This is a genomic window from Paraburkholderia sp. GV068, from assembly GCF_003058125.1.
In the GTDB taxonomy this organism is placed as follows: Bacteria; Pseudomonadota; Gammaproteobacteria; order Burkholderiales; family Burkholderiaceae; genus Paraburkholderia; species Paraburkholderia graminis.
In genome coordinates this window covers 40336-64649 of record NZ_QBUB01000002.1, presented here as the reverse complement: position 1 = coordinate 64649, position 24314 = coordinate 40336, and the positions used below count along the sequence as shown (strand labels likewise).

The window sequence follows — 24314 nt, the reverse complement described above, 5'->3', positions numbered from 1 at the left end:
GCGGAAGAAGACATCAGTGCTGGCCGATCAGAATGCGATTGAGCCCATACACGCGATCGAGCAGCAGCATCGCGCCCGCGGTAATGAAGATCACGAGCGCGGACACGGAGGCCATCATCGGGTCGATGGACTCGGTCGCGTACATGTACATGCGCACCGGCAGCGTGACCGTTTGCGGCGAGGTGACGAAGATCGACATCGTCAGTTCGTCGAAGCTGTTGATGAACGCAAGCAGCCAGCCGCCGGTGATGCCAGGCAGAATCATCGGCAGCGTAATGCGGCGGAACGTGGTCCACGGGTCTGCGCCGAGCGAATGCGCGGCGTGCTCGACGCTGCGATCCAGACCGCTGACCGAGGCGAGCACGAGCCGCATCACGAACGGCGTGATGATGATCATGTGCGCGACGATCAGCCACGTGAACGAGCCGGTCGCACCGATCATCGCGAAGAAGCGCAGCAACGCGATGCCGAGCACGAGGCCGGGAATCACGAGCGGCGAGAGCAGCAAGCCATTCAGAAAAGCGCGGCCCGGAAAGCGCGCGCGGCCGATCGCGAGCGCGGCGGGCAGCGCGACGATCAGCGAGAGCGTCGCCGATGCAAACGCGAGCTTCAGGCTATTGACGAATGCCGCGATGAAATCCGGGTAATTGAGGATCGCGCGAAACCAGCGCAGCGACACGCCGTGCGTCGGCAACGTGAGCGTTTCGTCGGGCGTGAACGCAACCAGCACCACGATCACGAGCGGCGCGAGCACGAACGCAATGACGAGCGTGTGGAAAATCAGCGCAACAGGACCGTTCTTTCTCATGATGTTCTCGCGCAGCCGTTGTACGTTGTATCAACCGAGGCTTCTGGTGTACCTGCGTTCCAGAACCCGGTAGTAAGTGAGCATCACGATCAGGTTCGCGACCAGCAACAGCAGCGCGATGGTCGCGCCGAGCGGCCAGTTCAGCGAGCCGAGGAATTCGTCGTAGACGGCGGTCGCGGCCACCTTCAGACGACGTCCGCCGAGCAAGCCCGGAATCGCAAATGCGCTCGCCGACAAACCGAACACCATCAGGCTGCCCGACAGAATGCCGGGCGTGAGTTGCGGCAACACGATGCGGCGCAGTGTGGTCGCGGGCGACGCCATCAACGAGAGCGCGGCGTTTTCCGTTTGCGGATCGAGCTTTTGCAAGGCGGTCCACACGGGAATCACCATGAACGGCAGCATCACGTGCACAAGTGCGATGACAATCGCGAACGTCGTGTATTCGAGCTTGTACGGTCCAAGGCCGATCAGAGCGAACGCCTGGTTCACGAGACCACTGCTGTTGAGCAACATGCTCCAGCCGAACGCGCGCACTACAACAGAGACGAGCAGCGGCGCGAGAATCACCAGCAGAAACATCGAGCGATACGGATCGCGCATGCGCGACAGCACGTAAGCCTCGGGCGTGCCGATCACGACGCACAGCAGCGTGACGAGAAACGCAATGCCGAACGTGCGCAGAAAGATCGCGTGAAAATACGACGAGCCGAGTACTTCCGCGTAATTGCCGAACTGGAATGCGGCGATCGGGCCGCTTGCCGGATCGAAGCGATAGAAGCTCAGCACCAGTGTCATCAGAAGCGGCACCAGCACGAGCGCGACGAACAGCAGGAACGCGGGCAGGCACATCAGCCAGAGCGGCACGAATGCGCGCCACGGCGCGCGCCTTGCGCTTGCGGATGCCGTCTTGCCGTCTTCCGTTGCGGGCAGCGTGCTATCCATGCTGCGCATCCCGTTGAATAAAGCGGATCGCCTCGCTGTTCCAGTCGACGCCGACCGCCGCGCCTTCGGGCAGCGGCTCATTGCCTTCGTTCTGGCAACACACCAGCACTTCGCCGAGCCGGCTGTCGAGCCGGTAAAGCCACTGGCTGCCGAGGAAGAAGCGGCTCGTCACGGTGGCGCTTACACGTCCCGCATCCGGCGCGCACAGGCGCAGTTTTTCCGGGCGAATGCACAGCGTCACGGCGTCGCCTGGGGCGATTACACGCTCGCGCGCCGGCAGTTGCGCGGTGCGTCCGGTTTCGCACAGATCGTGTCCGAGGTCGATGCGGATCGCGTCGCCGTCGCGCGCGATCACCGTGCCGGGCAGCATGTTCGCCTTGCCGATGAACTGCGAGACGAAGCGATTCTCGGGCCGCTCGTAGGCTTCATACGGCGTATCGATCTGCGTGATGCGGCCCGCTTCCATCACGACCACGCGGTCGCTGATCGACAGCGCTTCGGACTGATCGTGCGTGACCATGATCGTCGTCGTGCCGATTTTGCGTTGAATGCCGCGCAGTTCGAACTGCATGTCCTCGCGCAGCTTGGCGTCGAGATTCGACATCGGTTCATCGAGCAGCAGTACCGGCGGCGCGATGACGATGGCGCGCGCAATCGCCACGCGTTGCCGCTGACCGCCGGACAATTCGCGCGGAAAACGATGCGCTAGCTGATCGAGCCGCACGAGCGACAGCGCTTCGCGCACGCGCTCCTTGCGCTCCGCCCTGTCGACGTTGCGCATTTCGAGCCCGAAGCCGACGTTGTCCGCCACGCTCATATGCGGGAACAGCGCGTAGCTTTGAAACACCACGCCGAGGCCGCGTTTGTTCGGCTTCATATGCGTGATGTCGCGGCCGTCGAGCGTGATGCGTCCGCGTGTCGTTTCGAGGAAGCCGGCGATCATCTGCAACGTGGTCGTCTTTCCGCAACCGGACGGCCCGAGCAGCGAAACGAACTCGCCCTTTTCCACCGACAGGTTGACGTCCGCGACCGCCTGAAGCTCGCCGAACGATTTGCCGACGTCTGTGAGTGTGAGGAAAGACATGGGGTGTGGCCTTTGAATGCCTCGATGGAGCCGACTCTAGCCAGCCAAATTACCGGGCGTCAATTGCGAATTCCGATTGACGATATAAGTTTTGTAAAAATTCCGGTAAGCGGAATACTCGCGGCGGCACCGCGCCGAATCGTTCCGCTGCGTGAGCTTGGGAGAATCCCTACGTTTCCACGTTAACGTACAACACGGAACGAAACTCGGGCATCATTTCGCTGCCGGACGACGCGCCTTATAGTGTTCCGGTCAATGGAATAAACGAGAGCCAGAACGATGAATGCTGCCGTCAAACGAGATCTCAGCCAGAACGTCGATGAAACCGGCGCGGCGCCCGGCACCGGAATGCTGGAGCGCGCCTTTGCCGTGATTCGCGCGTTATCCGAAGCGCAGCCCGACGGCGCCCGCGTCACGCGTCTCGCGAAAGCGGTCGGGCTCACGCAAGGCACGGTGCATCGCATCCTGCAGGCGTTGATCGCGGAGGGCATCGTCGAACAGGACGAGGGCTCGAAGCTTTATCGGCTGAGCGTGAACTTCTTCGCGCTCGCGGCCCAGGCGGGCAATCCGAGCGGCATGCGTACGCTATGCCGTCCCGCATTGCTGAGATTGTGCGCGAGCCTCGGCGATACGATTTTTCTGCTCGTCAAAAGCAGTTTCGACGCAGTGTGTCTCGACATCTGCGAAGGGCCGTTTCCAATCCGCTCGTTCACCGGCGATATTGGCGGACGCGTGGCGCTCGGCGTGGGGCAAGGGAGTCTCGCGATTCTCGCGTTTCTGCCCGAAGCGGAGCGCGAGGAAATCATCCGCTTTAACGTGCCGCGCATTCGTGGCTATGGCGTGCTGGACGAAGTGTATTTGCGCACCGAGATCGAACGCGTGCGGCAGTTGGGTTATGCGGGCCGCAATAGCGGCGTGCTCGACGGCATGGCGGGCGTGGCCGTGCCGATTCTCGACCGTACCGGCGTGGCCGTCGCAGCGTTGAGCGTCGGCACGCTGGCGGCGCGTTTGAGCGACGACCGCCTGCCGATGGTGGTGGAGTTGCTGCGCCGTCAGGCCGAGGCGATCGGCCCGCAAACCAATCCGTTCGACGTCGCGTTGCGCCGGCCCATGCACGGCCTCTCGCGCGCGATGACGAGCGTGCGTATTGCGGGCTCGGAGCAGGAATAAAAAGTACGACGCGCCGCGCCTGCATGGTCGGCGTCACGTGCCGACATGCGCAACGTGACGCCTTCTCTCGCAGCGCAAACGCGCGGCGCTCAGAACACTTTCACCGGCACATTCACCACGAGGCGGTACTCCATGTTGTTACCGTCCGAGTAGTAATTGCTGCCGTTGTGCCACATCGCGATGAATGTGACCTTGGTGTCCTTGAAGCGGCCGCTCTGCAGCGTATAGCTCGGAATGAAGCCGAACTCGTGATGATGGCCGTGCACCGGCTGTCCGTTCTTCCAGTACAGATCATGCAGCGCGGCGCTCGGCGACGCGTTCTCCGCAGCTCCCGCCGATGCGTCCGCGCCCCAGCCATATGCACCCCACAACATCGCCTTGAGTCCGGACACGCCCGCGTATTTTCCGTCGAACGTATAGCGCAATTGCAGCGATTGCTCGTGCGGTGCGTTGTAGTCAACATCCATCGAATTGGTCAGGTAGATGCCGTTGGTCTCGTTCACGTAGTCGAAGAACTGGTCGCCGAGCACCTGCTGATAGCCGAGCAACAGCGCATGCGGCCCATGCTGCGCGGACACGGAAAGGCTATACGCATTGCTGTTGATGTGCCCCTGACGCGACGCGCCGGTGTCGTGCGTCGAGTAGATGTTGGCGAGCCCGCTCCACTTGATCGTGGTCGGGTCGCCGAACGACTGCGCGACCGAACCGTAGTACTGGCGCCAGACATCGTCGGCCTGATCGACGTAGAGCGCCATCTCGCCGTTCTTCGCATAGTGCCAGGTGCCGCCGAGATACGTCACCCGGTCGATGCGCGTGCCGCCATACGAAGTGGTCAGATTGCTCAGATTCGTGTGGCCGCGTGCATCGACCTTGGTGAAGCTGCCGGCCTCGAGCGTCGTGTGAGCAAGATCGTTGCTGACGAGCGAGACGCCGAGAAAAGTCGGCGGCAGCGCGCGGTTGTCGTGCGGTTCGAGAAACGGATTCGTTACGTCCTGCAAGCCATATTTGACGACCGTTTCGGAGATGCGTCCCTTGATGTCGTACATGCCAGGATAGGCCCACGCGAGCTGCTGCGAGCCGCCGCCGCTCTTGCCCACATGCACCATGTTGCCCGCGCCGTTGCCGCCGTCGAGCTTGAGCGCGCCGAACAGCGACGCATCCACGCCGAAGCCGACGAGCCCTTGCGTGAAGCCCGATTCATAGTTGACCTGCGCGCCTTGCACCCACGCATGACGATAGGTGTTAGGTGGCGCCTGGAAGTAGTCCGCGTAGTTGCGGAACTGCAGATTCAGATGACTATCGGCGATGAAGCCCTTGCTCGCCGCCTGGCTCGACGGCGGTGTCGGCGGAAGAACGGTTTGCGAAGCCTCGGCGTTGACGATGGCGTTCGTCGTATCCGGCTGGTCGTTGCGAAGCTGGCCGCCCTGATCCGCGCGGCGCTTGTTCGCGGGCTGGGCCTGCGTCACTTGCGCGGGCGACGACAACGTTTGCGCGGCAGGCGCAGCATTGCTTGCGTCGGGCGCGGGCTGCGTCACGCTGTCGTCGGCGTACGCGTTGGCCGCGATGGCGAGCGCGGGAAGGGTGAAGGCACAGCAGATCGCGGCAGTGAGTCCGGACTTTTTTGACCGGTTTTTTGTTGGGTTATGTTTCATTGGGAATGTCTCGACAGTTGTTATTGAAACTCTGGCTGGCGCTTAGCCAGTCCATGCTGATCGCTCGTCATGCTGATGACATGACGAGCGAATCCCACGGCGTGACGTAAGCGCCGCGCCGGTGAATGAGGTCGTTGTCTTAAAGGCCGCTGGCTTTAGCCGTCGCCGACACGAATGCAGGCCACCCGTGTCGCGCTCGCGCCGTGCGTGACGGGCTGGGGAATTTGCGCCGCGCAGGCGTCGATCGCGTCCGGGCACCGTGTTCGAAATGCGCAGCCCGACGGCGGATTCAACGGCGAAGCAATCTCGCCGCGCAACAGCAGATGGCGACGCGCGCGCTCCACCGTCGGGTCTGGCACCGGCACGGCGGAGAGCAAAGCGCGCGTGTACGGATGAAGCGGCGTGCGATAAACGTCGCGCTTATCGCCGAACTCCATCACGCGTCCGAGGTACATCACGAGCACGCGGTGGCTGATTGCCTTCACGACCGCGAGATCGTGCGCGACGAACAGCAGCGACAGCGACAACTCGCGTTGCAGATCGCGCAGCAGGTTGACGATCTGCGCCTGGATCGACACGTCGAGCGCGGAAACGGGTTCGTCGCAGATCACGAGTTGCGGCTCCGAGATCAGCGCGCGCGCAATGCCGACACGCTGACACTGGCCGCCGGAAAACTCGTGCGGATAGCGGCGCAAATGCTGCGCGTTGAGACCGACGCGTTCGAGCATCGTCAGAACGCGGCGCTGCACGTCGGCGCGCGCGAGATTCCTGCCATGTGCGATGAGCGGTTCGGCGACGATCTGTTCGATCGTCATGCGCGGATCGAGCGACGCGAGCGGGTCCTGGAAAATCATCTGCACGTTGCGGCGCAACAGCGTGGTGTCGCGACGCGAGCCGGGCAGCACCGTTTCGTTGCCGAGCCAGCGCACGCTGCCGCTTGCCACCGGCGCGAGTCCGATGATCGCGCGCGCGAGCGTCGACTTGCCGCAACCCGATTCGCCGACGAGGCCCACGGTCTCGCCGCGCCGCACGTTGAACGACACGCCGTCCACGGCGCGCAGCATGGTCTTGCCCGACCACGGGTACGCGCCGCGCGGCACGCCGAATTGCACCTTAAGTTGCTCGACCGAGAGCAGCGTCGCGGCTTCGCCGCTTGTAATGGAAGTCGCGTTCATACGTGTTGTGCCTCCAGAATTTCGCTCACGGGACGATGACAGGCGCGACGCGCTTCTGGATAACCGTCCGCTGCAACGAGTGACGGACGCGACTCGCGGCACACGTCCGTGCAATACGTGCAGCGCGGCGCGAATGCGCAGCCCGCGACGATTTCGCCAGGCAGCGGCGGATTGCCGGGAATGGTTTGCAACGGGCGACCGTCGTCGCTGTCGCCGCTGTCGCTGATGTCATCGCTCGTCAAACGCGGCAATGCGTTGAGAAGGCCGCGCGTGTATGGATGCGTCGGCGCCGCGAAGAGCGCTGCGGCGCTCGCCTGTTCGACGGTCTGGCCGGCGTACATCACCATCACGTCATCGCACAGGCCGGCCACGACGCCCATGTCGTGCGTGATCAGGATGATCGCGGTGCCGCGCTCGCGATTCAGTTCGCGCAGCAGCTCGATGATCTGCGCCTGCACGGTCACGTCGAGCGCGGTGGTGGGTTCGTCGGCGATCAGAATTTCGGGCTCGGACAGCAGCGCCATCGCGATCATCACGCGTTGCCGCATGCCGCCGGAAAACTCGTGCGGATACATGCCGATGCGTCGCGGCGCATCGGGAATTCGCACCGATTCGAGCGCTTCGACCGCGCGGCGGCGCGCTTCACGGCGCGTCATCTTGCGATGCAGTTGCAGCGTCTCGGTCATCTGCCGCTCGATGGTGAGGAACGGATTGAGCGACGTCATCGGGTCCTGAAAGATCATGCCGATGCGGTTGCCGCGAATCCTGTTGAGCTCGCTTTCCTTCATCGCGAGCAGATTGTCGCCGCGATAGCGCGCTTCGCCGGACACCTTGCCGTTGCCTGCGAGCAGTCCGAGCATGGCCATCACCGTCTGGCTTTTGCCCGATCCCGATTCGCCGACAATGCCGAGCGTGCGGCCTGCTTCGAGTGAAAACGACACGCGCTGCACGGCGTCGACCGGCGCGCCTTCGCGGCGCGTAAAGCGCACGCTGAGATCTTTGACTTCGAGTAGCGGCATGTCAGCGGTCCTTCGGATCGAATGCGTCGCGCAGACCGTCGCCGACGAAATTCACGCAGTAGAGCGTCACGCACAGCATCACAGCCGGGCAGAGCAGCAGCCACGGCATGGATTCGAGCTTCTGCGCGCCGTCCTGAATCAGCACGCCCCAGCTCGTCATGGGTTCCTGCACGCCCAGGCCGAGGAACGACAGCACCGACTCGGTGAGCACGATGTTCGGCACGGTGACGCTCGCGTACACGACCACGACGCCGAACAGGTTCGGCACGATGTGGCGCGCGATGATCGAGCGCGAACTCACGCCGATCGCTTTAGCGGCGTCGATGAATTCGCGCGAGCGCAGCGACAGCGTCTGCCCGCGGACGACGCGCGCCATGTCGAGCCACGAAAACGCGCTGATGGTGAGCACGACGAGATAGAACGCGCGGCCGAACATCGTCATCATCAGAATGGCGATCAGCATGTAGGGGATCGCGTACATCATGTCGACGATGCGCATCATGACCGCGTCGACGCGTCCGCCGAGATAGCCCGCGGTCGCGCCGTACGCGACGCCGATCAGTCCCGACACGAGCGTGCCGAGCAGGCCGACTTCGAGCGACACGCGCCCGCCTTGCAGTGTGCGCGCGAGCAGATCGCGGCCGAGTTCGTCGGTGCCGAACCAGTGCATGTTTTGCAGCGTGGGCGGCAGGCTGATCGCGGACCAGTCGCTGTCGATGGGACCGTTGGGCAGCAGCCACGGACCCGCGACACACGCAATCACGATCAGCAGCAGCACGACCGAGCCGGCGAATGCGGCGCGATTGCGCACGAAACGCGCGGCGGCGGTGGCGAGCGGGCCGCGCGAACGCGGAGCGTTTGCAATGGCCGCGAGCGGATCGAGCGCCGCGGCAGCCGGTTGAAGAGAGCGGGCCATGATCAATACCGGATACGCGGATCGAGCCACGCATACGCGAGGTCGACCAGCAGATTGAAGAGCACTGCGACGGCCGTGGTCAGCACCACGAGGCCGAGCACGAGCGTGTAGTCGCGATTGATCGCGCCGTTGACGACCAGTTGCCCGAGGCCCGGCAGCGCGAACACCGATTCGGTGACGACGGCCGCGGTGATCGACGAAATGCACACCGAGCCGAGCAGCGACACGACAGGCATGAGCGCGGGCTTCAGCGCGTGGCGCAGAACGATCGTGCGGCCGGGCAAGCCCTTCGCGCGTGCTGTGCGAATGAAGTTGCCGGTCAGCACTTCGATCATGCTGCCGCGCATCACACGCGCAATGGCGGCCACGTTGATGAACGTGAGCAGCACGATCGGCAGCACGCGGTAACGCCATTCGCCTTCGCCCCAGCCGCCGGCAGGCAGCCAGCCGTGGCCGTCGGACGTCTTCAGCAGGACCGCGAAGATCCACACGAGCACGGGCCCGAGCACGAACGGCGGCACCACGTTGCCGATATTGCCGAGCACCATCACCATGTGATCGACGAAACGGTCGCGCCGCACGGCGGCGAGCGTGCCGAGCGTCACGCCGATGAGCAATGCGATCGGCACCGACACACCGCCCACGCCGAGGCTAACGGGCAACGCTTTCCACACGAGGTCGTTGACCGACCAGTCGGCATAGCGGAACGACGGCCCGAGATCGCCGTGCAGCAGCGAACCGAGGTAGTGCAGATACTGCAGCCACAGCGGTTCGTCGAGCCGATACTTTGCGTTCAGGTTCGCGAGCACGGCCGCCGACAGTTGCTTGTCGGTGTCGAACGGCCCGCCCGGCGTGAGATGCAGCAGCAGATAGCACGCGGTGATCACGGCGAGAATCGTCGGGATCGCCCACAGCGTGCGGCGCAGCGTATAGGCCAGCATGTCGATGCTCCGCGTTTAATGCTTGATCAGATACATGTCCTGCGTGGCGCGCTGATCGACGTAGTTGGTCGATGTGTAGCCGCCTACATACGGCTTCACGAGCCGCACCGCCGAGTACTGAAAGAGCGGCACCATCGGATAGTCGTTCATCGCCATGTCGTGCGCCTTGGTGAGCAGGGCCGTGCGCTTTGCGTCGTCGAGCTGCTGGTTGGCTTCGTCGACGGTCTTGTCCACTTGCGGATTGCAGTAGCGCTGATCGTTCTGCACGCTGTGGCAGCGGATCAGATCGAAATACGACATCGCGTCGTTGTAGTCGACGAACCAGCCGTCGCGCGAAGCCTGCACCTTGCCGTCGTGGCGCTGTTTGAGCAGCACCTTGTATTCGACGTTTTCAAGCTTCGCGGTAACGCCGAGCTTGCTGCGCCATTCGGATGTCGCGAAGAGCGCGACCTTCTTGTGCAGATCGTTCGTGTTGTACGTGAGCGTGAAGGTGAGCGGCTTGGCATCGGAATAGCCCGCGCTTTTCAGCAGATTGCGTGCATAGTCGACGCGCTTTGCCATCGGCCAGCTTGCCCATTCGGGCTTGAAAATGTCCGCGCCTTGCGTGCCCTTCGAGATGAGGCCGTACATGGGCAGCTCGCCGTCGGCGGTCAGGCGCTGCGTGAGCAGATCGCGGTCGAGGACCATCGACAGTGCCTGACGCACGCGCTTGTCCTTGAACAGCGGATCTTCGTTGTTCAGGCTGTAGTAGTACGTCGCGATCTGCAGGCCGGTCTTCAGCTCACCGCCGAACTGCTTGCTCACCTGCGCATAGATGCCCGACGGAATCGAATACGTGTAGTCGAACTGGCCGGCCTGATACATGCGCATTGCCGTTTCGTCGTTTTCGATCGGCAGATAGGTCACTTTGGTGATCACGACCTTGCTTGCGTTCCAGTACGTCTTGCTCTTTGCGCCGACGAGCCGGTTACCCGGCTGCCAGTCGGCCAGCATGTACGGACCATTGCCGACGAAATTGCCCGGCCGCGTCCAGTCGCCGCCGAACTTCGTCACGACGTCGCGGTTGACCGGCGCCATTGTCGTCATCGCGGCCAGTTGCGGGAAGAAAGCGGCGGGCACCTCGGTGGTGACTTCGAGCGTGTACGGGTCGGCTGCTCGAACGCCGAGGCTCGAGAGCGGCGCCTTGCCCGCGAGAATCGCCTTGCCGTTCTTCACGAACTCGACCAGCACCGTGTATTTCGAGCCGGTCTTCGGATCGAGCACGCGCTGCCACGCATAGACGAAATCGTTTGCGGTGACGGGCTGGCCGTTGCTCCAGCGCGCGTCGTGGCGCAGCTTGAAGACCCACGTGTCGGGCCCCGTGCGCGTCCACGATTGCGCGACGCCGGGCACGATCGCGCCGGCCGCGTCGATGCGCGTGAGGCCTTCGAACATGTCGAGCCCGATGGTGTTGCCGGTCCACGATTCGATGTGCGCCGGATCGAGCGACTCGGTTTCGCCCGGCACCTGGCGGGTCATTTCCTGGCTGGCGGCGAGCGTGACGCCGGCCGGCACGGTGACGGCAAACGCCGAAGAAGAAAGCGAAGACGTCAAGGTAAGGACGAGCGCACTCAGCGCCGTCGCGTAAGCAAACGGGGTTTTCATCGGTTCGGAATCGCAGGAAAGGTCGGGAGAAGAACGCGCCGGCGCTAAAGCGCCTTGCTATCTGCTTTGTTCGGGCCTGGGCGGCCCTTGTTGTTTGTCAGACATGCAGGAATCCTTACATTTAGTAATGCAGGCTGTCCTGCCGGATGAACCGGAAAACTAGCCTGCTTCTTTAAAACAGTCTCGGTGTGCCGACCCAGACGACCACCGACTCCACGCGTGCGGTATTCGCCCAGCTATGCGGCACAGTCGATTCGTAATGCGCGCTGTCTCCTGCGCGCAACACGAAGGTCTTGCCTTCCAGCGTCAACGACACTTCGCCGTCGATCACATACATAAACTCTTCGCCGGCATGCGTCGTGACTTCCGAACGCTTTTGTCCGACCGGCATCTTCACGAGGATCGCCTCGAGCTGACGGCCGCCCGTCACGTTCGTCAAGCGGGCGAACAGATTCGCCGAGTCCGCGAAGCCAAAAAACTTCAGCTGATCGCCGCGGCTGACCGAACGCTCTTCGCTGGGCGTATCGACGAAATACTGCACCGTCACCCCGAGCGCGTGAGCGATGCCCGCCAGCGACGTGATGGAGGGCGACGCGAGGCCCCGCTCTACCTGCGACAAAAACGGCTTGGAGATACCCGCCGCCGTTGCCGTGTCGTCCAGCGTGCGCTTCAACCGTTGCCGCAACGCGCGAATCTTGCTGCCTACTTCGAGTGCCGAATTGCTCTTATGAATTGTCGTGACCATAGCAGGAGGAAATTAGCCCGTCAAAATTTGTTTGATATAAGCAAATATGGTTTGATGGCGCCTTGCCGGGACTGCGGGCCTGAGATCCCGGCTTCAAACGCAACGCCTTTTTCGAGACAACACGCTATGTTGCCAGAAGCTAACAGCCGGTCCGCCGATCCGACGGGCGACGCGAAAAGCCGCGCTTCGATTCAGACAGGCATGCGGCGACTTTAGGCAGTGTCCGCATCCATGCATTCTGGATATGAGCGCGGCCCGCGCATGACAAGAAACGCAAGCTTGCGCATGCTGCCGAACAACGCATCGCCGTCCGGCCGTTTTTGCAATCCGATGATTCACGGCGCGCGGCAGTTTGCCGACAGCCCCACTATTTGAAACAAGAGGTACTCGATGGATTCACCACAACGCCCTGAAGCGCAGGTCTCGCAGACGCGCTCGTTTTCCACGGTCTTTCTGATCGAAATGTGGGAGCGCTTCGGCTATTACGGCATGGCCGCGTTGCTCGTGCTGTTCATGATCGACAAGCTGCATTTCGCGGACAGCCACGCGACGCTCACGTGGGGCGCGTTCACGGCGCTCGTGTACGCGTCGCCGTCGATCGGCGGCTGGATCGGCGACAAGATTCTCGGCACGCGACGCACGATGATCTTCGGCGCCATCGTGCTCGCGGCCGGCTATCTGATGCTCGCGCTGCCGAACGACCAGCTCGCGTTCATGTATGCATCGCTGGGCGTGATCGTCGTGGGCAACGGGCTTTTCAAGGCGAACGCGGCCAATCTCGTGCGGCGCATCTATGAAGGCGACGACGCGCGCATCGACAGCGCGTTCACGATCTACTACATGGCGGTCAATATCGGCTCGACGGTGTCGATGCTCGCCACGCCGTGGATCAAGGACCATTGGGGCTGGCACGCGGCCTTCGCCGTCTGCTGTGCGGGGATGCTGCTGTCGGTGGCGAATTACTTCGTGATGTTCCGCACGCTCGCGCATATCGGCTCCGCGCCCGATGCCGAGCCCGTGCGCTGGAAGCGCGTCGGCGCGATTGCGCTCGGCGGCATTGCGCTTGGCGCGATCGCGATGTTCGTGCTGCAGCACAAGGCCATCGCGGTGGCGTGCGTGTATGCGGCGGGCCTCGCGATTCTGGCGATTTTCGGCTACATGCTGCTCAAGTGCGAGCGCTCCGAACGCGCGGGTCTGGTGGCCGCATTGATCCTCACGGCACAGGTGATCCTGTTTTTCGTGTTCTATGTGCAGATGTCGACGTCGCTCACGCTGTTCGCGCTGCGCAATGTCGATCCGCGCTTCTCGCTGTTCGGCGCGACGCTGTTCACCTGGAGCGCGGCGCAGTTCCAGGCGCTCAATCCGATCTGGATCATGCTGCTGAGTCCGCTGCTTGCGCTGCTGTATACGCGGCTCGCGAAGCGCGGCAAGGACGTTCCCGTCGCGGCGAAATACGCGGTCGGCTTTGCGGTGGTGGCGGCCGGCTTCTTCGTCTACGCGGCTAGCGGCCGCTATGCGGTGGAAGGGCGCGTGTCGTCGTGGTTCATGGTCGGCGGCTATGGCTTGTACTCGCTCGGCGAACTGCTGGTGAGCGGCCTCGGCCTTGCGATGATCGCGCGCTACGTGCCCGCGCGCATGAGCGGCTTCATGATGGGCGCGTACTTCGTGGCAACCGGCGTGTCGCAGTATCTGGGCAGCGTAGTCGCGAATTTCGCGCAGATGCCGGCCGGCGACATGCATCCGCTCGAATCGCTGCCGCTCTATACGAAGCTGTTTACCGGCCTGGGATGGCTCGCGGCCGCGGGTGCGCTGGTCGCCGTGCTGCTGTTGCCGCTGATGCGCAAGCTCTCGCGCGAGCATCAACGATGCAGCGACGCCGCGCGTGACGACGCCAAAGAGCGCGCCGCACGAAGCGGCGCGGTGGCGCAGTAACAAGCCCGCCGGCGCGTTCAACTGGCGCTTGCCATACGTCTCGCGGAAGTATCATGGCGATGACATAACAGGTAGCCAGCAGGTAGCAGCCAGAATGGAAATTCACATCGCCGTCGAAGGCCATCACGATCTCTCCGGACAGATCTATCGGCAACTGCGGGCCGGCATACTCGAAGGGCGTCTCGCCGGCGGCACGCGCCTGCCGTCCACGCGCGATCTCGCGACGCAACTGGGCGTGTCGCGCAAGACGACGCTCGACGTCTTCGAGCGGCTTCTCTCCGAGGGTTATCTCACCGCGCGGGCCGGTTCGGGCACTTTCGTCGCCGACGGACTCGAGCGCTTGCCGACCGAGCGCTCGCCGCATGCGCGCGCGGCCGACTCGTCGCGCGACCGCGAGCAGGCGACGAAGGACGCCGTGCGCGCCCAACCGCTGTGGGACCAGATGCCCGACAGCTTGCCGTTGCCGCGGCCTTCGGTTGCGTCGCCCTACGATTTCGTCGGCGGCGCGATCGACAAGACGCTCTTTCCGTTCGACGTCTGGCGCCGCTGCGTGAATCACGCGCTGCGCGCGCAATCGCGCGGCCCCGGAACATACCGCGACGCTGCCGGCGAACAGGAACTGCGGCTCGCGATTTCACGCTACCTCGCATTTAATCGGGCGGTGTCGAGCAACTGGGAAGAGGTGATCGTCACGCAAGGCGCGCAGCACGCGCTCGATCTGCTCGCACGCGTCACGCTCGGTCCGGGCGAAGTCGCGGCCATCGAAGACCCTGGCTATCCGCCTGCGCATGCGTGCTTCGCCGCGACCGGCGCACAGGTGGCGCACGTGCCGGTGGATCGCGAAGGTTTGATCGTCGGCAAGCTGCCGGACAATGCGCGGCTCGTCTATGTGACGCCGTCGCATCAGTTTCCGCTCGGCATGCCGATGAGTCTCGAGCGTCGCGTCGAACTGCTGGAATGGGCGCAAAAACGCGGCGCCGTGATTATCGAAGACGACTATGACTGCGAGTACCGTTTCGAAGGCCGGCCGATGGAGCCGTTGAAAAGCCTCGACCGTGCGGGACTCGTCGCCTACGTGGGCACCTTTTCGAAAACCATCTTCCCGGAGTTGCGGGTCGGCTATGTGGTGCCGCCCGCGTCGCTATACAAGCCGCTTTTCAAGGCGCGGCAAATCGCGGACTGGCACGGCTGCACGCTCACACAAACTGCGCTTGCATCGTTCATGCTCAACGGCGATTTCGCCAAGCACCTGCGGCGCATGCACAAGACCTACGCGGCGCGGCGCGCGACGTTGCTCGCGCATCTGCAAGGCGATCTCGCGCCGTGGTTCGAGCCGATCGTGCCGACGGCCGGCATTCACCTGGCCGCGCACCTGAAGGCGCCGTTGACCGAGCAGGTTCTGGTGGCGGCGGCGAGCGAGGCGTCGATTGGTCTGTATGGACTCGCGCCGTTTTACCAGCGCGCAAAACCGCGGCCCGGTCTGATTTTCGGCTACGGCAGCATCGCCGGGCAGCATATCGACGCAGCGTTGACGAAGCTCGCGGACATCCTGCCAGGCATCGCCTGATAGCGCGCCTGGACCGCGGCGCGACGTCATGGCGTTGCAACGGCCAACATCGCGCGGCCAATGCGGAGTTACCCGAAGCGTTAAAAAGGTTGCGGCAATCGTGTGTCCCGCACAAGCCGGTCACGCAGAATATGCCGCTATACATGGGTTGAAACGGCTTGTAACGCACTTTACGAATCGACGCCGCCAGCTCCGCCGAAGCAGTTTAGCCCCTGAAACAAGGCTCAAAATGTGTTGCGCAGTCTGCGCCGCGCAACAAACCTGCGCTGTTATACATAAAAGAGTCGCGCAAATCGCTTGAGCGCTTGTAGAATCCGGCGTTGAAGCGTGCGCATACCGTGTGCGCTTCGTGCAATTCACTGACCACAACAGGTAGGAGAAACATGCCGACTTCCGCAAAAAAGGTGGCCAAGAAGGCTGCTGCCCCGGTACCGACCAAGAAGGTTGCTGCAAAGAAAGTCCCTGCGAAGAAAGCTTCCGCAGCTAAGAAGGTCGCCGTGAAGGCGTCCAGCGCACCGTCGCCGATCAAGGACACCTTCACGAAGGCCTCGCTGGCTACTCACGTTGCTGAACGCGCTGGCGTCGAACCGAAGGCTGCCAAGGCCGTCCTGGCCGCGCTCGAAGACACGATCCTCGGCGCTGTCCACAAGAAGGGCGCGGGCGAATTCACGCTGTCGGGTCTTCTGAAGATCGTCGTGCAAGCTGTGCCGGCCAAGAAGAAGCGCTTCGGCAAAGACCCGTTCTCGGGCGAAGAGCGCTGGTTCCCGGCCAAGCCGGCTAGCGTGCGCATCAAGGCACGCCCGCTGAAGAAGCTGAAGGACGCTGCAGCAGGCTAATCGCGCTTCTGCGTCACTTGATGCGTCGCTCACGGCTACAGTTGACGTAGCGTATTTCGAGCCTCGCACTGCAAGTAGTCTGAATCCCCGTGGATGCAAATCCACGGGGATTTTTTCATGGCGAACAACGGCGTGGTGCATCGTCGATCGATCCATGCACTCTACTAGCGCATCGTGGGCCGCAGCAGTACGATGGCAGCGAGGCGCCAGGCTTTGCGATGCGCGCTTCATGTGCATGTCTGTCGGATTCCGCGCTAAAAGCCCAATGGCATAGCGCTTGCTTGAAAGAAGTCGAACACCGAATGCGCAGCGCATTCGCCTTCTATCCGACAACAAGAGCGGGGCGTGACATGCGATGCTATGACGAGATGCGTCATCATGACGATGCCGTGCGGCCACATTACGCGCGCTTTGAGCGGTGGCTAGAGAAGCAGGGCAACGAAGCAATCGCGCGCAAGCGTGCGGAAGCGGACCTGCTGTTCCGCCGGGTCGGCATCACGTTCGCCGTGAATGGCGACCTCTCCGGCACTGAGCGGCTGATTCCCTTCGATCTGATTCCACGCATCATTCCGCGCCACGAGTGGCAGACGCTGGAAGCCGGTTTGCGTCAGCGCGTGCAGGCGCTGAACCTCTTCATTCACGACGTCTATCACGATCGCAAGATCGTGCGCGCCGGCATCGTGCCCGCCGAGCAGGTCTATACCAACGCGCAATACCGGCCGGAAATGCAGGGCGTGAATGTGCCGCTCGGTGTTTACGCGCACATTGCCGGCGTCGACGTGGTGCGTGCGGGCGACGACGGCGAGTTCTACGTGCTCGAAGACAACCTGCGGGTGCCGTCGGGCGTCTCGTACATGCTCGAAAACCGCAAGATGATGATGCGGCTTTTCCCCGAGCTGTTCGTGCGCAACCGCATCGCGCCGGTCGCGCATTATCCCGATCTATTGCTCGACACGTTGCGCTCGGTGTCGCCGGAAGGCGTCGACGATCCAGTCGTCGTCGTGCTCACGCCTGGCATGTACAACTCCGCGTATTTCGAGCACACGTTCCTCGCGCAGCAGATGGGCGTCGAACTCGTGGAAGGCAAAGACCTGTTCGTCGACGACAACTACGTGTTCATGCGCACGACGCAGGGACCGAAGCGTGTCGACGTGATCTATCGCCGCGTGGACGACGACTTTCTCGACCCGCTCGCGTTCCGCAACGATTCGGCGTTGGGCGTGCCTGGCTTGCTGACCGCGTATCGCGCGGGACGCGTCGCGCTCGCGAACGCGATGGGCACCGGCATCGCCGACGACAAATCGATCTATCCGTACGTGCCCGACATGATCGACTTCTACCTGGGCGAGAAACCGATCCTCAATAACGTGCCCACGTTCCAGTGCCGCAAGCCGGACGATCTTGCATACACGCTCGCGCATCTGGCGGAACTCGTCGTCAAGGAAGTGCATGGCGCGGGCGGCTACGGCATGCTCGTCGGACCCGCATCGACGAAGGCCGAGATTGAAGCGTTCCGCGAGCGTCTGATCGCGCGGCCGGCGGGCTATATCGCTCAACCGACGCTCGCGCTGTCCGCATGCCCGACCTTCGTCGAAGCCGGCATCGCGCCGCGCCATATCGATTTGCGTCCGTTCGTGCTGTCGGGCAAGACGGTCACGATGGTCGCTGGCGGACTGACGCGCGTCGCGTTGCAGGAAGGTTCGCTCGTCGTCAATTCGTCGCAGGGAGGCGGGACCAAAGATACGTGGATGGTCGACTGAAGCGGTTGCCGCACGGCTCCCGATAGCCGCGCGTGCAACTCAGCGCGCCGGGGCATTTGTCAGGTGCCGCGGGCGCATAGGAAACCAGCGGGATAACCAGCGCGAGCCTTTAACTCAACATCTCGCGTCATCAGACACGGAACGCCGTCATGCTAAGCCGCACCGCCGATCACCTCTTCTGGATGGCCCGCTACATGGAGCGCGCGGAGAACACCGCCCGCATGCTCGACATCAACCTCAAGGCGCTTTTGTTGCCGCAGACGCCCGAACAGGAGGCGCGCGCGCAACGTTCGGTGCTGCGCATCTCCGAACTCGAGGCCGCTTTCGCCGAGCGTCATGACGAGCCGACGCGCGAACACGTGCTCGACTTCATGGTGGCGGACGCGACCAATCCGTCGAGCATCCACTCGTGTCTGCATGCGGCGCGCGAAAACGCGCGTGCGGTGCGCGGCACGTTGACGACCGAATGGTGGGAGACCATCAACGATACGTGGCTTGAATTCAACGAGCGCATTTCGTCTGGTCAGGCGTCCGGCAACCCCGGCGCGTTGTTCGAATGGGTGAAGTTTCGCTCGCACCTTTCGCGGGGCGTAACGATCGGCACCGCGTTGCAGGACGACGCATTTTTCTTCACGCAGCTCGGCACCTTTCTGGAGCGCGCCGACAACACCGCGCGCATTCTCGACGTGCGCTTTGCCGACGTCGAGCCGAATTCACGCGACGCCGCGCGTCAGTTGGAGGACTTCTATTACTGGACGTCGATCCTGAGTTCGGTGTCGGCGCTCGAGATCTATCGCAAGGTTTATCGCGACGTCGTGACGCCGGCGCGCGTCGTCGAATTGATGATCCTCAATCAGCAGATGCCGCGTTCGCTGCTGGCTTCGCTCGAAGGCGTCTGCGCGAATCTGGCGATGCTGCGCACGCCGGGCTCGAACCAGTGCGAACGGTTTGCCGGCAAGCTGCGCGCCGAACTGCTTTACTCCGACATCCGGCAAATTTTCGAAGCCGGCCTGCACGCGTATCTGACGCAGTTCCTGGCTCGCGTGTTCGAGCTGGGCAATCTCGTCGCGCGTACTTATCTGATGCTGCCAGTCGCCTGACGGAGTGCTTATGTACCTGACGATCCGCCACGAGACGTCCTATCGTTATGAAGCGACTGTCCATTACTCGATCCAGCAACTTCGGCTGACGCCGGCAAGCGGCGCGTCGCAGGTCGTGCGGCGCTGGAACATCGACGCGCCGGGCAAGCTCGACGCGGCCGTCGACGCCTATGGCAACGCGCTGCACACGCTCGTCATCAACAAGCCGCATAACGAAATCCGCCTTCACGTATCCGGCGAAGTCGACACGATCCCGCTCATCGACGGCCGTCTTCGCGACGATGCCGGCCCGATTCCGCTCGAGCATTTCACCTGCGCGACGCGTTTGACGGAGGCCGATGCGGCGGTCCGCGAACTGGCCGGATCGGTTCCTGACCTCACGAGCACGTCGAGCCTGATTGCGCTGTCCGAGCGGATCGTGGAGCGCGTCGGCTATCACCCCGGCGTGACGGAAGTGACCAGCACGGCGGCGCAGGCGCTCGAACTCGGCAACGGCGTGTGTCAGGACCACGCGCATCTGATGCTCGCATGCTGCCGGGCGCGCGGCGTTCCGGCGCGCTACGTGAGCGGCTATATCGAACCGGGCGACGTGCCGCACGCGGCGAGCCACGCGTGGGTGGACGTGTGGCTCGACGGCTGGGTTTCCGTCGACGTCACGCATGCGGCTTTTGCCAGCGAGATCTATTGCCGCCTGGCCGTGGCGCGCGATTACGAAGCCGCGGCGCCGGTGCGCGGACGGCGCATCGGCGGTAGGGAGGAGCAACTGAACGTGTCGGTGACGGTCAGCGCAAGCACGCCGCAGTAGCCGGCGACGAGGCAGCGGCGGCGCTTCGCCCACCCAACGCGGCATCGCTATCAAGAACATAACCGCAGACGCCGTAATACGAGAAAGGGCGCATCGGCGCCGCATTACAATAGCGTCGTTCAAGTCTTTTTTTGCGGGTACGTTTCACTATGACTTACTGCGTAGCGATGACCGTCGAGGAAGGTCTCGTGTTCCTTTCCGATACACGGACCAATGCGGGCGTCGATCACATCAGCACCGCGCGCAAGATGGCGGTGTTCGAGCAGCCGGGCGAGCGCATGCTGGTCCTGCTGGGCGCGGGCAATCTGTCGCTTACGCAAGCGGTGCTGCACGAACTGTCGGAACCGGCCGATGCGTCGCAGCCCACGCTGTGGAACGTGCCTACCCTGGGCGACGCCGCGCGCGTGATCGGCCAGGCGGTGCGCACCGTGCATCAGCGCGAGGCGGAGGCGCTGCAGGAATTCGGCGTCGACTTCAATTGCAGCTTTATCCTCGGCGGCCAGATTGCGGGCAACCGGCCGCGTCTTTTCATGATTTACGCGGCGGGCAACTTCATCGAGGCGTCGGCGGTGAATCCGTACTTTCAGATCGGCGAGGCGAAGTACGGCAAGCCGATCATCGACCGCGTGCTGACGCCGTCCACGCCGCTCGACGAAGCCGCGAAATGCGCGCTTATTTCAATGGACTCGACTGTGCGCTCGAACCTGTCGGTCGGGCTGCCGCTCGATCTGCTCGTCTACGAGAAGGACACGCTGCGCGTCACGCGCTTCGTGTCGATCGATCACGACAACGCTTACTTCCAGATGATTCACCGCACGTGGGGCGAGCGGCTGCGTCAGGTGTTCGGCGAGATTCCCGATCCTGACTGGCAGGAGTCGCAGCAGGTGCCGACGTTGCAGCGCGAGCGGGCGCTGGTGCTGCATCGCGCGCCGGTGGGCGCGGACGGCATCGAGCATGAATTCGACGCCAAGCCGGCGCAGACTCTGGCGCAGGCGGAAAAGGGCAAGGCGCAGCGGTAGGCTCAACCGCTGCCCGCCACAACAAAACCTACGGACGAAAAAAAACCAGCCACCGGCTTGCGCCCGTGGCTGGTTTCGAACTGCGTAAGCTTCAGCAGTCCGTCAAGCCCATTTAGAACTTGTGGCGAATGCCCAGGCTGATGATTTCCTGGCTGCTCGAACCGGCCTGGTAGCCATACGAGCCAACCGATGCACCGGCGTTGACAATGCCACCGGTCGCTGCATCGCGCTGATGACCGCTTGCGTGCTGGTATGCGCCAACGAGGTACAGGTCGGTGCGCTTCGACAGGAAGTAGTCGCCGCCCAGCGAAACCTGGTGGTAGTTCGCCGACGTGTCGCCTGCGCCGTGCGTGTAGGTGTAGCCCAGACCAAGCAGCATTGCCGGCGTGAGCTGGTAGCCAGCGTACGCGCCTGCAACGTGATACTTCTCTTGCTCTGTGAAGCCCGAGAACGCGTCCGGCTTGTATTGCGCGAAGCTATAGCGAACGTTGAACGTGAACGGACCGGTCACGTACTGTGCAGCCGCCGACGTGATGTCGATCTGCTTGGCCGATGCGTACGCGCCGTTGATGTTCGAGCCGTCGAACGTACCGTCAGACGTCACGCCTGCGTTCCACGTGCCACCCTGGTTGCCCGGAGCGACGCCGCGGCTGGTCAGCGTGTTCGCGTTTTGCATGCGGAAGTAGCCAGCTGCAACGCTGAACGGACCGCCCGACCACGTTGCTGCACCTGCCCAGGATTGGCCTGCGCCGGTTGCGCCCGCAACGCCGCCCAGTGCGTACATGCCTTCGAACTGGAAGCCGCCCCACACCGGCGAAACGTACTTGATTGCGTTGTTCGTACGCGAGCTGTTGTCGTTGTTGTCAACGTCGCCCGGCGTCGTGAACGTGCTGCCGAAGAAGTTGTCACCCGTCAGCGGCTGAACCAGGTCGACCAGCGGATCGTACTGGCGACCCAGCGTGAGCGTACCGTATGCATCTTGCGTCAAGCCGACGTATGCCTGGCGACCGAACAGCTTGGTGCCCGTGCCGTACGAACCCATCTTGCCGTTGTTCGGGTTGAAGCCGCTTTCCAACTGGAAAATCGCCTTCAAGCCACCGCCCAGGTCTTCCGAGCCCTTCAGGCCCCAGCGGCTGCCCTGCAGGTTACCCGCTGCGAGCTGCCACAGATTGTTGTTAGCCGGGTTGGCGTTGTGAACGTACTGGACCGATTCATCGATCAAGCCATACAGGGTCACGCTGCTCTGAGCGTGAGCGACGCCCGTTGCGCCCAGGAGCGCCAGCGAGAGGGTAGACAGTGCGATTCGTTTCATCCATTTCTCCACGCAGATGATTAGTTTACTTGTTGCGGAAAGGAGAATAGCTCACTGCGTCAATCGGCAAGAACTGGAAAAAAAAGAGTGTCGCCAAAAACCGACAACCCGCGCAAACCCTTGTATTTAAAGCTCATCCGGGATTGTTGCCTTTTCGGCAATATTGATTCGTTGCATTCGCATTATTGTTGTTTCGTTGACGATGAACGTTTGAGTGTGCCTACTCCCCGCATTTATTTGTAATAGATATGTAATGAAGTCGTCTAGCGAAGCGACGGCGGCGGGAGCGCGCCCAAGCGGCGCCATGCATTTTGGCCGAAAAGGGGAGTAGACAGACGGGTGCGATTGTGATCCACACGCACCAACAAGGTGCGGCGCTGATTGTGTAACCGCCGGGCTATTTGGGACCGTCGTCGTCCGCGCGCGTGTGCCGCGCCATGCGGGCCGCCGCGAGGCCGGCGGCCGCGGCCAGCGCGACCGACTTCCACGGATGCTCGCGCACGTAGCGATTCGCCGCAACGGCTTTGCGGCTCGCGCCAAGCAGCGTAACGGCCGCCAGATGCGTCGCGCCCGCTTCGGCGGAAAGCACCGAGCGTCCGACGCCGAGCGCCTTCGCGCCTACCGATGCTTTTGCGTGTGTCTCGAACCGCGGCGGTTCAGCTTCGGCGGACACAGCGCCAATCCTCGAAGCCCGCGCGTCGCTCGAATCGGACGAACCGGCGTGCAACGCCGCGCCGCCCGGAACCGTCGACGCCGCCAGCACCGACGCCAGCTTCGCGCGGCTGCCCGGCGGCGCGTCGGACTGCATGCCCCAACCGCCGCGCGGATCGTTCAGCCGGCCGCGCGCCGCCGAAAATTCCGCGCCGAGCAGCAGCACCGCCGCGGAAAAGTACAGCCACATCAGCAGCACCGCGAGCGATCCGGCCGCGCCGAACGAGCTCGCCATGCCGGCGTGCGCGAGGTACAGCGCGAACAGCTTCTTGCCCGCCGAAAACAGCACCGCCGCGACCACGCCGCCGACCAGCGCATCGCGCCAACGCACGCTCGCGTCGGGCAGAAACTTCAGCAAGCCGGCGAACGCGAACGCCAGCACGAGCAAGCCAACACCGAGTTGCAGCAGATTGCCGATCACCACATAAGGCGAGTCGCCCCACAGCCACTTGCCGACATACGTGATCACCGTATCGAGCACGAGCGAGACGATCAGCAGAAACGCGACGCCCAGCACGAGCCCGAACGAGATCAGCCGCACGCGCACCAGCGCAAGCACGCTCGACGTGCGCGGACCGGTGTACGGCCATACGACGTTGAGCGCGCTGTTCAGCGAAGAGAAAGTGGCCGACGCGCCGATGGCCAGCATCGTGAACGAGATGATCGCGGCCACGCCGCCCGCGCTGCCGCTGTGATGCGCGTTTTCGACGATCGTCTGCACGCCTGCCGCGGCCTGGTCGCCGAGCAGTCCGTGGATGTGGTCGAACAGTTCGCCGCGCGCGGCCTCGGCGCCGAAGAACCAGCCGGCCACGGCGATCACCATGACGAGCGTCGGCGCCAAAGAAAACGCAGCGTAGAACGCGATGCTCGCTGCCAGCGCAGTGCAGCGGTCTTCGGAAAACTGCTTGAGTGCTCCGATCGCCCAGTTCGCCTGCGTGCGAGCCATGTGCTGGAGGTTGCCGGCGGAAAGCGTGTCGATGTCCATGGTCGAAGTCTCACTGGTTCGGGCGGTGCGCACGCGCGAGCCGCTCGGGCCGGCCGGGCGCAGCCTCCGTATGGCCGTCGTTCGCAAGCGTTGTGCCTGTGACTATAGCAAGCGCACTGGCCGCACGCCGCATTGCACACCCCGCCGCGCGCCGCATTGCATGCCGTACCGCGCGCATGCCGCTAGAA

Annotated in this window: 20 protein-coding genes; 8 read left to right on the top strand and 12 right to left on the bottom strand. The window is 63.2% G+C overall.

Translation table 11 applies throughout. From position 1 onward, the window contains the following. Positions 1-13: 13 nt before the first annotated feature. The 3 genes from C8K18_RS05155 to C8K18_RS05145 are packed head-to-tail and all read right to left on the bottom strand — an operon-like array spanning position 14 to position 2837. Positions 14-808 (bottom strand): ABC transporter permease, encoded by a 795-nt coding sequence (locus C8K18_RS05155; RefSeq protein ID WP_029966695.1) that lies wholly within the window; start codon positions 806-808, stop codon positions 14-16. 30 nt (positions 809-838) lie between these two features. Beyond that, positions 839-1753, bottom strand: a complete 915-nt coding sequence (locus C8K18_RS05150; RefSeq protein ID WP_107707129.1) for an ABC transporter permease — start codon at positions 1751-1753, stop codon at positions 839-841. Next, positions 1746-2837, bottom strand: a complete 1092-nt coding sequence (locus tag C8K18_RS05145) for an ABC transporter ATP-binding protein (RefSeq protein WP_107706859.1) — start codon at positions 2835-2837, stop codon at positions 1746-1748. The genes C8K18_RS05150 and C8K18_RS05145 overlap by 8 nt, the downstream gene beginning before the upstream one ends. A gap of 279 nt (positions 2838-3116) precedes the next feature. On the opposite strand from C8K18_RS05145, the gene C8K18_RS05140 reads away from it, so the two are divergent. Next, positions 3117-4007 (top strand): IclR family transcriptional regulator, encoded by an 891-nt coding sequence (locus C8K18_RS05140; protein ID WP_006049501.1) that lies wholly within the window; start codon positions 3117-3119, stop codon positions 4005-4007. 89 nt (positions 4008-4096) lie between these two features. Here the strand turns inward: C8K18_RS05140 and C8K18_RS05135 are convergent, their stop codons facing one another. From C8K18_RS05135 to C8K18_RS05105, 7 genes are all read right to left on the bottom strand, one after another. After that, positions 4097-5659, bottom strand: a complete 1563-nt coding sequence (locus C8K18_RS05135; protein WP_053860032.1) for an OprD family outer membrane porin — start codon at positions 5657-5659, stop codon at positions 4097-4099. Between the two features lie 155 nt (positions 5660-5814). Further along, positions 5815-6834, bottom strand: coding sequence for an ABC transporter ATP-binding protein (locus C8K18_RS05130; protein ID WP_107706858.1), 1020 nt, complete (start codon positions 6832-6834; stop codon positions 5815-5817). Then, positions 6831-7853: an ABC transporter ATP-binding protein gene (locus C8K18_RS05125; protein WP_107706857.1), complete on the bottom strand. Its 1023-nt coding sequence runs from the start codon at positions 7851-7853 to the stop codon at positions 6831-6833. The genes C8K18_RS05130 and C8K18_RS05125 overlap by 4 nt, the downstream gene beginning before the upstream one ends. Position 7854: 1 nt before the next feature. Then, on the bottom strand, positions 7855-8769 hold the full coding sequence (locus C8K18_RS05120) for an ABC transporter permease (protein WP_107706856.1): 915 nt from the start codon (positions 8767-8769) through the stop codon (positions 7855-7857). Between the two features lie 2 nt (positions 8770-8771). Continuing rightward, a complete protein-coding gene (locus C8K18_RS05115; protein ID WP_107706855.1) occupies positions 8772-9710 on the bottom strand; it encodes an ABC transporter permease subunit in 939 nt (312 codons plus the stop codon). Between the two features lie 15 nt (positions 9711-9725). Then, positions 9726-11354, bottom strand: coding sequence for a peptide ABC transporter substrate-binding protein (locus C8K18_RS05110; RefSeq protein ID WP_006049495.1), 1629 nt, complete (start codon positions 11352-11354; stop codon positions 9726-9728). Positions 11355-11526: 172 nt separating this feature from the next. Further along, the gene (locus C8K18_RS05105) at positions 11527-12099 is read right to left on the bottom strand and encodes a helix-turn-helix domain-containing protein (RefSeq protein ID WP_006049494.1); all 573 of its coding nucleotides are present in this window, start codon (positions 12097-12099) and stop codon (positions 11527-11529) included. A gap of 390 nt (positions 12100-12489) precedes the next feature. On the opposite strand from C8K18_RS05105, the gene C8K18_RS05100 reads away from it, so the two are divergent. The 7 genes from C8K18_RS05100 (at position 12490) to C8K18_RS05070 (ending at position 21118) form a co-directional block, all read left to right on the top strand. After that, complete coding sequence (locus tag C8K18_RS05100; protein WP_107706854.1) at positions 12490-14031, top strand: peptide MFS transporter; 1542 nt, start codon at positions 12490-12492, stop codon at positions 14029-14031. A gap of 94 nt (positions 14032-14125) precedes the next feature. Then, positions 14126-15598: a PLP-dependent aminotransferase family protein gene (locus C8K18_RS05095; RefSeq protein ID WP_029966681.1), complete on the top strand. Its 1473-nt coding sequence runs from the start codon at positions 14126-14128 to the stop codon at positions 15596-15598. 383 nt (positions 15599-15981) lie between these two features. After that, positions 15982-16434: an HU family DNA-binding protein gene (locus tag C8K18_RS05090; protein ID WP_006049491.1), complete on the top strand. Its 453-nt coding sequence runs from the start codon at positions 15982-15984 to the stop codon at positions 16432-16434. Positions 16435-16784: 350 nt separating this feature from the next. Further along, complete coding sequence (locus C8K18_RS05085; protein ID WP_029966679.1) at positions 16785-18194, top strand: circularly permuted type 2 ATP-grasp protein; 1410 nt, start codon at positions 16785-16787, stop codon at positions 18192-18194. Positions 18195-18343: 149 nt separating this feature from the next. After that, positions 18344-19294, top strand: coding sequence for an alpha-E domain-containing protein (locus C8K18_RS05080; protein ID WP_006049489.1), 951 nt, complete (start codon positions 18344-18346; stop codon positions 19292-19294). A gap of 10 nt (positions 19295-19304) precedes the next feature. Next, positions 19305-20099 (top strand): transglutaminase family protein, encoded by a 795-nt coding sequence (locus C8K18_RS05075; RefSeq protein ID WP_006049488.1) that lies wholly within the window; start codon positions 19305-19307, stop codon positions 20097-20099. A 149-nt stretch (positions 20100-20248) separates the two neighbouring features. Continuing rightward, the gene (locus tag C8K18_RS05070; RefSeq protein WP_107706853.1) at positions 20249-21118 is read left to right on the top strand and encodes a proteasome-type protease; all 870 of its coding nucleotides are present in this window, start codon (positions 20249-20251) and stop codon (positions 21116-21118) included. Between the two features lie 112 nt (positions 21119-21230). Here the strand turns inward: C8K18_RS05070 and C8K18_RS05065 are convergent, their stop codons facing one another. Both C8K18_RS05065 and C8K18_RS05060 read right to left on the bottom strand, forming a co-directional pair. Then, positions 21231-22430: a porin gene (locus C8K18_RS05065; RefSeq protein WP_006049486.1), complete on the bottom strand. Its 1200-nt coding sequence runs from the start codon at positions 22428-22430 to the stop codon at positions 21231-21233. Positions 22431-22827: 397 nt separating this feature from the next. Next, entirely contained in the window at positions 22828-24126 is a 1299-nt protein-coding gene (locus C8K18_RS05060) for a YihY/virulence factor BrkB family protein (protein WP_107706852.1), read from the bottom strand. Positions 24127-24314 lie beyond the last annotated feature (188 nt).